At 55.9% G+C, this 13,023-nt stretch carries 8 protein-coding genes and 3 pseudogenes; 7 read left to right on the forward strand and 4 right to left on the reverse strand.

All coding sequences use genetic code 11. From position 1 onward, the window contains the following. Window positions 1-23 precede the first annotated feature (23 nt). From IYV58_RS20865 to IYV58_RS20885, 6 genes and pseudogenes are all read left to right on the forward strand, one after another. Complete coding sequence (locus IYV58_RS20865) at window positions 24-2,093, forward strand: DUF927 domain-containing protein (protein ID WP_195729232.1); 2,070 nt, start codon at window positions 24-26, stop codon at window positions 2,091-2,093. Between the two features lie 462 nt (window positions 2,094-2,555). Beyond that, a pseudogene (locus IYV58_RS20870) lies at window positions 2,556-4,787 on the forward strand (type VI secretion system Vgr family protein); the annotation flags it as partial. Between the two features lie 564 nt (window positions 4,788-5,351). After that, a pseudogene (locus IYV58_RS20875) lies at window positions 5,352-6,149 on the forward strand (S-type pyocin domain-containing protein); the annotation flags it as partial. Window positions 6,150-6,157: 8 nt separating this feature from the next. Next, window positions 6,158-6,454 carry a bacteriocin immunity protein gene (locus IYV58_RS20880; RefSeq protein ID WP_412917767.1) on the forward strand — a complete coding sequence of 99 codons (297 nt, stop codon included), beginning with the start codon at window positions 6,158-6,160 and terminating at the stop codon, window positions 6,452-6,454. Between the two features lie 30 nt (window positions 6,455-6,484). Continuing rightward, window positions 6,485-6,699: pseudogene (locus tag IYV58_RS28625) on the forward strand (type VI secretion system tip protein VgrG); the annotation flags it as partial. Window positions 6,700-7,143: 444 nt separating this feature from the next. Beyond that, a complete protein-coding gene (locus IYV58_RS20885) occupies window positions 7,144-7,320 on the forward strand; it encodes a hypothetical protein (RefSeq protein ID WP_185927457.1) in 177 nt (58 codons plus the stop codon). Window positions 7,321-7,435: 115 nt separating this feature from the next. Here the strand turns inward: IYV58_RS20885 and hxlA are convergent, their stop codons facing one another. From hxlA to ptsG, 4 genes are read right to left on the reverse strand one after another with little or no spacing between them, the layout of a single operon-like run. Continuing rightward, on the reverse strand, window positions 7,436-8,071 hold the full coding sequence (gene hxlA / locus IYV58_RS20890) for a 3-hexulose-6-phosphate synthase (RefSeq protein WP_195729233.1): 636 nt from the start codon (window positions 8,069-8,071) through the stop codon (window positions 7,436-7,438). 23 nt (window positions 8,072-8,094) lie between these two features. Continuing rightward, window positions 8,095-8,658 carry a 6-phospho-3-hexuloisomerase gene (gene hxlB, locus IYV58_RS20895; protein WP_195729710.1) on the reverse strand — a complete coding sequence of 188 codons (564 nt, stop codon included), beginning with the start codon at window positions 8,656-8,658 and terminating at the stop codon, window positions 8,095-8,097. Further along, window positions 8,658-9,500, reverse strand: a complete 843-nt coding sequence (locus IYV58_RS20900) for a glucose-6-phosphate isomerase family protein (protein ID WP_195729234.1) — start codon at window positions 9,498-9,500, stop codon at window positions 8,658-8,660. The genes hxlB and IYV58_RS20900 overlap by 1 nt, the downstream gene beginning before the upstream one ends. Then, window positions 9,497-11,023, reverse strand: a complete 1,527-nt coding sequence (gene ptsG, locus IYV58_RS20905; protein ID WP_195729235.1) for a glucose-specific PTS transporter subunit IIBC — start codon at window positions 11,021-11,023, stop codon at window positions 9,497-9,499. Before ptsG ends, IYV58_RS20900 begins: the two co-directional genes overlap by 4 nt. Window positions 11,024-11,245: 222 nt before the next feature. Between ptsG and IYV58_RS20910 the strand changes: the two genes are divergently transcribed. Continuing rightward, window positions 11,246-12,925: an SgrR family transcriptional regulator gene (locus IYV58_RS20910; protein ID WP_195729236.1), complete on the forward strand. Its 1,680-nt coding sequence runs from the start codon at window positions 11,246-11,248 to the stop codon at window positions 12,923-12,925. The last annotated feature ends 98 nt before the right edge of the window (window positions 12,926-13,023 follow it).

Raw genomic sequence — 13,023 nt, forward strand, 5'->3', positions numbered from 1 at the left:
GATGAGCCGACTGATACCTCATCATGAAACGCGCCCCTTTTCTCTGTAAGCAGTCTCCGGACCGCACGCTCGAGGTGGTGATCCTGGCCGGAAGCCTGGCATGGGAGACTTCACGCGTGTGGCGAAAAGATCCCGACCGGGAAGATGATGTTCCTCCGGTGGTACTCGGATCAGATGAACTGGCCGATCTAGACAACCTGACCATTATCAGGCCCGACACACTCTACGCCCGGGTACTTCGCACAGGCGATATCCGCGAAGAGGAGTTGCTGAAAATCGCCGTAAAACTGGCACATGCGGATGTGCAGATGGCCCGGCTGATGACCCCTGACGGTGAGTTACTGGAGAACTGGACCGGTCAGCTTGAACGCCTGCGACAGGAAAGGCCTTCCGACATTCTGCCGGAGCACTTCCGCCTCGATGAAGAGGCACTGTGGTTTGACAAGCTCACCGAACGCCGGGACGGTGAAAGCGACGTTCAGCCCCAGCGCATCTGTTCCCCGCTGCGCGTCACCGCTATCACCTGCGACAGCCATGACGGCAGCTATGGCCGCCTGCTGGAATGGCACACAACCACCGGGCAGCTGCGGCGCTGGGCCATGCCGATGGCAATGCTCAGCGGCAACGGCGAGGAGCTGAGGCGCATTCTGCTGGAGAACGGCCTGACCTACATCTCCACCCGCCCCGCCCTGCGCAGCCTGCTGTGCGAGTACATCTCGCGGTCACTCCCCGGACGCCGGGTCACCTGCGTGGAGAAAACCGGCTGGCACAACGGCGTGTACGTGCTGCCGGATGAGGTTATCGGTCCCGGTGGCGACAACGTCATTCTCCAGGGCAGCCACTATCTGACCGGCGGCTTTGCGCAGGGCGGCACACTGGCGGAGTGGCAGGAGCAGGTCGCCGCACTCTGTGCAGGCAATTCACGACTGGTCTTTGCCGTCTGCTGTGCGCTGGCCGCCCCGCTGCTGCGCCTGACCGGAACGGGCGGCGGGGGTTTTCACTTGCGCGGAGAGTCCACTGACGGTAAAACCACGGTGATGAAGGTGGCTGCTTCCGTCTGTGGCGGCACGGATTACTGGCACTCCTGGCGGGCCACCGGGAATGCGCTGGAAGGAATTGCCAGCCGACACAACGATGCCCTGCTGCCGCTCGATGAACTGCGCGAAGTGGACCCGCGTGAGGCCGGAATGATTGCCTATATGCTGGCGAACGGCCAGGGCAAGGGGCGCGCCCGCACCGACGGCGAAGTACGCAACCGCAGGCACTGGACGCTGCTGCTGTTCTCCACCGGGGAACTGTCGCTGGCGGAACATACCGAACGCGCCGGAGAACGCCTCTACGCCGGAATGGATGTGCGCATGGTACAAATCCCCAGCGACACCGGGCAGCATGGCGCGTTTGAGCAGCTACACGGCTTTGCCAGCGGCCAGCAATTTGCCGATGCCCTCTGCGACCAGGTCGCCCGCTTCCACGGCACCGCCTTTCGTGCCTGGCTGGCCTTCCTCACCAGTGACCAGGACGCCAGCACCACCCTGGCGAGAGAGTTACTTCGCCGCTACCAGACCGCCCTGATGCCGGACAACGCCGGAAACCAGGTGCAGCGCATCGTGGCCCGTTTTGCCCTGCTGGCGGTGGCCGGAGAGATGGCGACGCTGCACGGCATTACGGGCTGGCAGGAAGGCACGGCGTATGAGGCGGTGCAGATCTGCCTGCACGCCTGGCTGAACGAACGCGGCCATATTGCCAACCAGGAGGATGAAGGCGTACTGGCACAGATCAAGCGGTTCATCACCGCGCACCAGTACAGCCGTTTTGCCTCGTGGGATGGCCCCGACCGCCCGCTGAATATGGCAGGCTTTCGCCGGGTGGAAAAAGATCCGCTGACGGGTGAAGAGCACACACTGTTTCACATCCTGCCGGAGGGCTGGCGGGAAATGTGCCGGGGATTCAGTCCCGCCAGAGCGGCGAGATTATGCCAGGAAGCAGAATGCCTGCTACCCGGCAGCGACGGGAAATACCAGTCGCAGGTTCGCCTGCCGGAGATCGGCAAAGCCAGGGTCTACCGCCTTACCTCCCGCATCCTCAGTATCTGAGTGCAGTCTCGCGTGTCTTAAAAAAAGGTGGTACAGGGTGGGACAGCCGTTGCTGAATCTGTCCCACTTTTCAGGCTGGCATTTTTCAGGTGATACAGCGCAAAGCCACGGCTGCCGCGGTTGTACCACCTGTCCCACCTGTACCACCTCAAAAACATAAGGAATGAAAATGGCGAAAAGGGACTGCAAAGGCTAAGGCTGAAAGGAAGGGGGAATAAGGGGGAACGGGCCTGCCCTTTAAGGATAAAAATCTGGGCGGCGCCAGCCAGTATGCCGAATGTTAAACCAGTGCAGTCTGGTAAAGGATAAAAACAGAATAACTCACTGAGTAATACAGTTAGCCTCCCCTTTAACACCGTCTTCTCACTTCACATTTTTTGTCCATAAAAGGCATTTACAGCCCCCATTTTCTCATGTGATTATCGCTCGAGAAATTCCCCCTGGATTACATAAGGTCTTGTTATGGATAACTGGTCAGCGCTTTTTGACGGACAGACCCGATACTTTCTGGAGATTAATGACAGTCCGGTGAAACCGGATGTCCTGCGCTTTTACGGCAGGGAAGCCCTGAGCGAACCGTTTAAATGGGATATTGAGTTCACCACGCCGCAGGCGAACATTCCCCCGGAACAGGTGCTGATGAAATATGCCTCGTTGCAGATGCGTGGCGGTAAAAATGTTCACGGCATTATCACCCGCCTGGAATGGCTGTCCACCTCCGCAGATCAGTCCCGTTACCGGCTCACGCTCAGCTCCCGCCTGGCGCTCCTGGGATACACCCGGCAGTGCGCCGTATTTCAGAACCAGTCCGTCCCGGAGGTGGTGGAGCAGGTGCTGCGCAGACACGGGCTGGAGGGACCTGATTTTGAATTCAGGCTGGAGCACACCTACCCGCCGCGTGAAATTATCACCCAGTGGCGGGAAACGGATTTGCAGTTCATTCAGCGTATTCTGTCTGAGGTGGGGATTTACTGGCGTACGGAGATGGACGACGTGCGCGGTCTGGATACTTACATCCTGGCCGACAGCCAGCTTAACTACCGGTTTGACGTGCGCCTGCCGTACCGCGAGCCATCGGGGCTGTTTGACGGTGCGGCAGAATCGGTCTGGGATGTGCGAACCTGGCACAGGGTTGTCACCGGGACCGTCACCATGCGTGATTACAACTACCGGACTGCCAGCACGCCGATGGATGCGACGGTCAGCGTGCGTCATGATGCGGTCACCACCGGGGAGCATTACCGCTACGCCGCGCCTTACCGTGACGCGGGTAATGACAGCGACCCGGAGCCGGAAACCGAATCCGGCGCGTTTTACGCCCGGCTTCATCACGAGCGGGAACTCAATAAATCAGCCCGTATCCACCTGTTCAGCAACGCCTTACACCTCGCGCCCGGCCAGGTGCTGGAGCCGCAGGGCGATGTCATTACGGCCCTGAAAGAGGGTGTGCTCCTCACGCTGGTGACCTGCCGGGGGGCCCGTGATTCCCGCCTGCACGTGTCGGTCTGGGGAATGCCCTACACCGAGCGTTACTGTTTCCGCCCGGTGGACATCCCGCGCCCGGAAATTCACGGCACGCTTCCGGCCCGGATTGAGAGCCGGGAGAAGAACGACATTTACGCCCATCTGGATGAGCACGGACGCTACCGAGTCAGGCTGGACTTCGACCGGGAAGAGAGCGAACCGGGCTACGCATATCTGTGGCTGCGGATGGCGAAGCCGTACTCTGGTGATACATATGGCTGGCACACGCCGCTTACCGACGGGACGGAAGTGGCGATTGCGTACAGCAACGGCGATATCGACCTGCCGTATATCTCCCACACCCTGCACGATTCTGAACATCCCGACATCGTTAATCGCGACAACCGCAGCCAGAACATTCTGCGCACCGCCGCTGAAAATGAGCTGCGGATGGAGGACCGCCGCGGTGAGGAGCATATCGCGCTGAGCACGCCATATGGCGCAACGCAGTTGAATACCGGGCATCTGGTGGATGCGCAGGACAAACCGCGCGGCACCGGTACGGAACTGCGCACCGATGAGCACGGCGTTATCCGCGCCGGAAAGGGGCTGTTTGTCAGCGCGGATGCGCAGGCGAAAGCGCAGGGTGACGCACTGGATATGAGCGCTGCGCTGAAGGAAATCGACCGGCTCAACCAGCAGCTGCAGCAGCTGGAGATAGCGGCAGAACAGGTGCAGGCGCTGAAGGCGGACGTGGACAGCCAGATAGCGATATTTGAGCAACGGCTGAAGCCGCTCAATGAGGCGCTGCTGATGTCCGCCCCGGAAGGGATGGCGCTGATCAGCGGCGAACATCTGCAACTGGCCGCCGGCAAAAACGTCGCCATCAGTGCGGGCGGGGACATCAGCACCGGCGTCATGGGTAACATGACCGCCCTCGCCGGAGACAGGCTCGGTCTGTTTGCCCGCACCGGACAGCTGAGCCTGAAATCCGGGGAAGGCCCTGTGGAGGCGCAGGCGCAGAACGGCAATATGAGGCTGTTTGCAGAGAAGAAGCTGACGATGAGTTCAGCGAGTGACATCTCGTTTGCCGGAAAGAAACGCATCACGCTGATTGGCGGCGGGAGCTACCTGCGGCTGGAGGCAGGGAAGATTGAGTATGGCACGACAGCGACGTATATGCGCAGAGTGAAAAGGACGATGGCTGCTGCACGAAGCGCTTTACCTCTGGATACCTCCCCGCTCCCTCCTCCGGCTACCATGCGGGAATTTAACTCCGAAACGCTGACTCCCTGGGTGACGCCGGTCTATGCGAAATCCTGCCTGAAAGAGAAAGGCTGCACCGATGCCGGTACCACCGACGAGCCTGTAGAAAACTTCGGCCAGATGACGATTTTTGCCCAACCGGTTGAAGATGACTGCTGTGGGTACGGTCATCAGCATGCTCATGAAGAAGATGAAGACGTCGTTCAGCATGCCCAGTCAGCCAAAAAACGCAAACCCGATGCCGGGAGCGAAAAAGCCCCGGCAGAGGCATCCGCCGCACCGCTTGCACTGGGGGCGGTAACTGGCGTCATGACGCAGGTGTGGGGAGAATGGTCCTTAACCGGCGTACTGGGAGCCGCCCGCGGTATTCCGTATGTGGGGGCGATGATGTCCGCGCTGTATGTCCCGTCTGCGGGTGAAGGCAGCGCCAGTGTTCCAGGGCGAGATGAATTCTGGTACGAGGAAGAGCTGCGGCAGAAAGCGCTGACCGGAGCAAAAGCCACGACCCGGGTGAGGTTCTTCTGGCGGCAGGATGAACAGGGTAACATGCGGGTCTACGGTGTTCATACGGGTGAAGGTACGCCGTATGAAGGTGTGCGCACGGCTGAAATGAAGTGGGTTGAAAAAAATAACCGCTATGAGTTCACCCCCTCTCACGGTGTTGATGGCCCGTTGATAACCTGGACGCCGGAAAAGCCGGAAAACGGCGACATTCCATCGCATACGGGCAGCGATATCAGGCCTATTGACCAGGCGACGATACTGGTCACGCCAATACCAGACGGTAAAGATGAATACACGACGCCACCATTCCCGGTGCCGGAAGAGCGGGATCTCAACGATTACATACTGGTGTTCCCTGCCGATTCCGGGATTATGCCGATTTATGTGTATCTGAAAGATGATTCACGAAATCAACCCGGAACAGCTACTGGCAACGGTGTAAAACTATCCGGAGATAAACCTTGGCTAGATTTATCTGTTACAAACTCGGGAGATGGAGCTTCAATACCATCTCTGGTAGCAGATACTCTACGAGGTAAGAAGTTCAGCTCTTTTGATGATTTCCGTGAAGCTGTCTGGAATGAAGTCGGTAAGCACCCAGAATTAACTAAAGACCTCACAACAGTAAACAAAGACAGGGTTGCAGATGGTCTTTCGCCATGGGTTCCCAAAGAGGGTCAATACATAGGACCAAACACTATTGTTAAAAAATTCGAGATTCATCATGTAATTCCCATAAAAGATGGGGGAGGCGTCTATGATATGGATAACTTACGTATAGTTACGCCTAAACTACATGATGAAATACATTACAGGAGATAGGTGACATTATGAATATGCCAGTTTTGAAAGATAGACTTGAGGATTACACTGAAAACGAGTTTCTAGATATCCTGTATGAGTTTAGAAAAAGCACCAGAAAAGAGAAAGAATTAAAAGGAAAAAAACTGGATGAATATTTGGACATGCTCATGGATAATTTTATCAAAGTTACAAATCACCCTAAAGGCAGCGATTTAATCGTATTTCCAGATAAAGATGAGGATGGAGAACCCTCTAAAGTTCTAGAAATAGTCAAAAGCTGGCGTAAATCGCAAGGACTCCCATTGTTCAAAGACTCACAGTAATGATGAAAATATTAAGGGTATCCACTATTCATGACTCAACGGAAGAAAACAGATTTACAGTTACTTCAATGTATTCTGCCAGAAATGGGGTTTATTGACGAACGGAGATTGATAACATCCGCAAACTGGATGTGTACATCTTCGCCGACAGCCCGCTTCACTATTATTTTGATGTACGCCTGCCGTACCGTGAGCCGTCGGGTCTGTTCGACGGCACGTCAGAATCGGTCTGGGATGTGCGGACCTAGTATAATGTTATCACAGGTAGTGTTGCTACACAGGATAACATTCTGGTTTTCCCTGCCGATACCGGGTTTAAGCCGATTTATGTCCCTCTCAAAACGGCTCGGGATGAATGGGGGGACAATGATGTATGTCACATAGCTCATGTTCTGGCATTCATCCAGAATCCACCAGACAGCAGCAATCGACGACGCACTGTAACCCAATGCTGTCGCAATCTGAGCACACCTGTAGAACCAGAAACCCCGGCCTAAACCGTCCCCCATTTTCCTCCGAGGATATATGAATCATTCTGTATCAATAAACCATGAACCTTGCTGATCGTTTTTTGCACTACCACACAATATCAAAACCAAATAAATGAATAGTATGAATCGGGATTGCTAAGAGCCACACCAAAGTTAAAAGAACCAATTTACAGAAAGTCACAATATAAGGATTAAATAATGGAAGCTAAACATGAAGTTATCACTATTGAATTAACCATTGAAAATGGTGTTGTTACCTATGTACGCAAAGTTCAAAAGGGAGAAATTACAGCCTCCCTCGATACTTTTTTCTGGTTAGCAAAGCAGGCCGATTACAAAATTATCCCCCCACAAGAAAACACTCAAGAATCATAAGATATTCTAACTTTCGCAGAAGGCGATTAAATGAATATATTTCCCGAAATGGTTAAAATCTAATGGGTCGATATGGTCAAAAAAACAGGCGCAGAGTTCCCCCTGCGCCTTCACCTCAATGATGCTGCAACAACACCTGCGAAATCTTCCTCGCTTCATCAGCAGGATCCGCTGCATGCGTGATCGCTGATCCCACAATCACCACATCCGGGCCTAACAGTGCGTAGTCCTTCACAGTCTGACTGCTTATACCGCCTGCCACGGCAATCCGCGCTTTCCGGCGCGCCTTCAGCATCGTTATCAAATCATCAATCGGCTTGCGTCCCGCCGCCTGCTGGTCGGTGCCGGTGTGAACTGCAAGCATATCCGCCCCCGCCTCCTCCAGCAGACGAACCCGTGCGGGCAGATCGTCGACGCAGATCATATCCACCACTACCTGCTTTCCAGCCTCTTTTGCCGTGCGGATGCAGGACTGGATCGTCAGCACGTCGGTCACGCCTAACACCGTGACATAGTCTGCCCCAGCGTCGAAAAGCAGCTGCGACTCAAAATGGCCGCCATCCATAATTTTCGCATCCGCCAGCACTTCCTTATGCGGGTATTTCTCTTTAATGGCTTTAATCGCGTTCACACCTTCCCGAATAAGAAAGGGGGTTCCCACCTCAATAATATCAACGTCGTCAACCACCTTATCGATAAATACCAGCGCTTCAGGCAGGGTTAACTCATCCAGGGCAAGCTGTAATTTCATGTTGGTTTCCTTGTGTCGAATGACTATTCGAGGTTGGCGTGCAGCGCAAAACCTTTGGTTAAGCGATATCCCGTCGACTGCGCCAGATTCACTATCATGGCGTCGGCCAGCACCATAACTGCTTCTTCAAACAGGCTGCCACCGGGCAGAATGCCTTTCACGTTATCGGGTCCATCCGGCAGTTTGTCGGTATAGGCCGGGATCCTGACCACCACCTCCGCCAGATTCCCCAGCGTGGACTCGGGGAAAATGGTCAGCAGGGCCACTGTGCCACCCAGTTGCTTCGCTTTCGTAGCCACATTCACCAGCGAAGCCGTTTCGCCCGATGCGCTGGCCAGCAGCAGCAGGTCGCCTTTTTGCAGCGCAGGCGTGACCACATCGCCAACCACATGCACCTTCAGGCCGATATGCATCAGGCGCATCGCAAAAGCTTTCAGCATTAACAGCGAACGCCCTGCGCCAAAAACAAACACCGTGTTCGCTTCAGCGATGGTCTGCTCCAGACGCACCAGCGCAGCGCCATCAATCCGCGCCATCGCCTGATGCAGGTCAGTACAGGCAACGCCTGCAACAGATTGCGTTTCCATCATGCGTCCTCCTGACAGAGCGGGAATAAATCATCCTCATACTGGAGCATCCCCATGATTTCCCGGACATAGTTATCGACATGTCCCAGAAAGTGAAAACGTTCCGGCGCGGCGCGATAGCGCTGGTAAAGCGGCGTATCAAAGGTGATGCCAAGGTGCGGGTTCTCTTTGACGGTGGCGAATTTGATGTGCGGAATATGCGAGTAGTAGCGATTCTTGCGCACGCAGAGCTGCCCGTTCTCTTCAACGATGTAGCAGGCCATACCGTGGTAAAACTGCACCGTGTCGTAGTGAACCGCGCAGGGTTTATACGCCAGGTTGCTGAATACCAGTGGCCCGTCGCCGATATTAATGGAGCAGTGACCGTAATTCGGCGGCACGATAATGCTCTGCCCCTCCTTCACCACCGCCACGATAAGATCGTCCACCAGCAGATCTTTTGGCGCGACGGCAAAATCCGGCGACTTTTGCAGGATATATGCCGCCGTGCCCTTAATCACCTCATACACTTCCGGATGGGTGTTGCGCCGCGTGTCGTTATAGCCGTGATAATGGCCGCTGGTTTTCTTGCGCTCCTTGCCGATCGTTCCCGGCATGATGATGGTAATGTCGTACTGGTACTGGTCGGCAGCAAGCCGTTCCTGATCCTCCGCAAAGCTGAGCCCGCGATAGACATCGTAAGCCGGTTCATCACGCTGTGCTTCAGTGAACTCCGGTAAGACCACCGCCATCTGCCCGGCGCTTTTGCGGCCAAAGCCGAGATAGTTTAGCGGCGGTTTCAGCGCCATTACGCCATCATCATCGAGATACAGCGGCAGGCCGCTGTGGTGTAGCTGTTTCATTTTGCCTCCTGTGTATACGCGTTAGCTGCGCGGATCGCCTCTTTCAGCCGATCGGATTTCATGCCGAAGACGCTCTGAATGTTGTTCCCGACCTCGACGACGCCCGCCGCGCCAAGCTGTTTCAGCACCGCCTTGTCCACCAGCGTCTTATCCGTCACGTCAATGCGCAGACGTGACATGCACGCTTCGATGCTGGTCATATTCCCCAGCCCGCCATAGGCCAGAATGATGCCGCTCACCAGGTCGTTCTGTTCGTTTTCCTGCGCCACAGTGTTTTCTTCGACTTCACGCCCCGGCGTCAGCAAATTCCAGCGACGAATGGCAAAGGTAAACAGGACGTAGTACAACGCTCCCATCACCAGCCCGACCGGGAACACCATGTACCAGTGAGGCGCGCGCGGCAGAACGCCAAAGAAGAGATAGTCGATAAGCCCGCCGGAGAAAGAGAGCCCGATGTGTACGCTGAACCACTCCATCAGCAGGAACACCAGCCCCGCCAGGACGGCGTGAATGCCATACAGCACGGGCGCAACAAACAGGAAGGAAAACTCAATCGGCTCGGTGATGCCGCAAACAATGGAGGTGATCGCGCCAGAGAGCATAATGCCCTTCACCCGCGCTTTGTTTTCCGGGCTGGCGCAGCGGTAGATCGCCAGCGCAATCGCCGGAATGCAGAACATCTTGATCGGCGTCAGCCCGGCCATAAAGGTTCCGGCGGAAATCGGCACCTGATCTTTCAACTGGGCAAAGAAGATAAGCTGGTCGCCATGCACCACCTGCCCGGCTTTGTTCACGTACTCGCCAAACTGCAGCCAGAACGTCGGCCACCAGACATGGTTAAGACCAAACGGGATCAGCAGCCGCTCGACAAAACCGAACAGGAAGGCGGACACGCCCGGCCCCTGCACCGTCATGGTGTTCGACAGGCCATTGATCAGATGCTGAACCGGCGGCCAGACCACCGCCATCACCAGCCCGACAAACAGCGCGGCGAAGGAGGTGACTATCGGCACGAAGCGCTTGCCGGAAAAGAACTCCAGCCACGAAGGAAGCTGGATGCGGTAATAACGTTTATACAGCCAAGCGGCGATAATCCCGATAATGATGCCGCCAAACACGCCGGTCTGGAGCGAAGGGATGCCCAGCACCATCGTGTAGTCACGCACCTGCGTCACCGATTCGGGCGTGATCCCAAGAAACTGGCCGATGGTGACGTTCATAATCAGAAAACCGGCGATCGCCGACAACCCGGCAATCCCCTGATCGTCACTAAGCCCTACCGCCACGCCGACCGCAAACAGCAGCGGCAGGTTAGCGAAAATCGCACTACCCGCTTCCGCCATCAGCTTCAGCACGTGAACCAGCCAGTCAGCGCCGAGAAACGGCAGGCTGGCGACAATATTGGGATCCTGAAAGCTGACGCCGAAGGCCAGCAAAATACCGGCGGCAGGCAGCATGGCAATGGGGATCATGAGCGATCGCCCGATGCTTTGTAACATTTGCAGAAGGTTGAATCTTTTCATCTCGATCTCCTGAGCGCGTCTTTATGACAGGGATTCGCACAACAGCAGGTTCTGCTCCGAACACCTTCAGTATCCGAACCAGGGATGATTAAAAAAACAGCAACCGAAGACGAAAGTTATTTCCGGTTTTCGCTTAAAACCGGAAAATTTATGAGGGCAATCACGCCAGAAGCCATCAGAAAGGGATAAAAGGGGAAATCGCGTTCGGCGGGAGGCCATCATATGAGTATCTTCGAGGCACATTTTCGCAGGCTGCACGCCCGCTACGGCGCAGGCCAGACGCACGAATTACAGATGCAGGAGATCGCCGCCATCTTCGGCTGTTCAGTGCGTAACTGCCGTATTGCGCTGAAAAAAATGCATCAGGAAAAATGGCTCGACTGGCAGCCCCAGCGCGGACGCGGCAAGCGCTCACGGCTCCATCTGTTAACCTCGCCGGAAAAACTGTTCAGCCAGAACGTCAATAAGCTGCTGGAGAAGCAGGATTACGGCAACGTGCTGCGGTTTATTGGCAACGACAAGTATCTGCTGGATCGCCTGAGCCTGTGGCGCTTTGGGGTACAGGATAAAAGCAGCGAAACGCGGGTGCGCATCCCCTACTATCGCAATCTGGATCCGCTTAACCCGCTCGTCCCCCTGCGGCGGACCGAACGCCACCTCTTGCGCCAGTGTCTGAGCGGGCTGACGCGCTATGACGCCGTTCAGGGCAGGATCGTCCCCGATATTGCCCACTACTGGACCCACAACGAGGACTTTACCCGCTGGGAGTTCTGGCTGAAATCTACCGCCCGCTTTGCCGATGGCAGCGAACTGGATGCCTGCGCCGTTCAGCGCTGCCTGCTTGCCGCCAGCCAGAGCCCGCAATTCGCCCCGCTTTTCAGCCCAATCAAAACCATCACCGCTGACGCCCCCTGGCATCTGGTGATTGAAACGCATCATCCGGTCAAGCGTCTCGACTGCCTGCTCGCCACCCAGCCGACGATGCTGTTCGATTACCAGCACGGACACATCCGCTGTACCGGCGCTTTCCACCTGCAGGAGCACAGCGACAACTTTATGGTTTTGCGGCGCAATCAACACTGGCATCAGGCGCGCCCCGGACTGGATGAGATCACCATTTTCACCTGGGCTCCGGAGCATATCAGCATGAGCTTTATTCCCCTGCTGCGGGGTGAGGAGGCGCAGGATGACCGCCCGCTCAACGAGCGTAGTCTGGAGCAGGGGTGCTGCTTTGTGCTGCTGGACAGTGACGGAGCCTTTGCGGATGAGGCCGGAAGACGGTTTATCAATTACCTGCTGCAGCCTGTCGAACTCCTTAGTCAGACGCAGCTTCCCGACGAATACGCACGCATCCTCTCCGTTGCTCAGGGTATGCTGCCGCAATGGAACCACCGCCCGGTGGATTTTGGCGGGGTCACCGCGCCGTTTAACCTGCGTCAGCCGGTTATCATCAGCACCTTTCAGCAGCCGGAACTGGTGGAGCTTGCCGGAGCGATTCGCCGCCAGCTTGAGCGCTGGCATATTCGCGCCGAAATACGGATCGACGCATTTGACAACTTTAACAGCCAGCCGCGCCCTCCTGCGGATATCTGGCTCAGCAACTTTATGCTCGATACCCTTTCGGTTCCGGCGTTTCTGGAATGGCTGGCGACCACCGCGTTGTTTACGCGCTTGCCTGAAGCCCAGCGACGCAACCTGAACGCCCTGCTACCGACCATTCTGAACAGTGACGATGAAAAGGCGTTCGCCACCATTGCCGCCTTTTTCCATGAGATGACCCACCAGCGATATGTCATTCCTTTGCTGCATCACTGGATGGAATTTGCGACCGAGAAGTCATTTACCTGGCGCGATTTAAATACGCTGGGATGGCCGGATTTTAGCCAACTTTGGCTCGAATAATGCACGCCCGCAAAAGCTCGCTAAAGGGCCTTTAAAGGTAAGGGAGGGAAGTGCGGCATTTATACATTTGTGCTGGCAATTCCCTCAGCGCTTATTGA

Source organism: Klebsiella sp. BDA134-6, assembly GCF_015601345.1.
In the GTDB taxonomy this organism is placed as follows: domain Bacteria; phylum Pseudomonadota; class Gammaproteobacteria; order Enterobacterales; family Enterobacteriaceae; genus Klebsiella; species Klebsiella grimontii.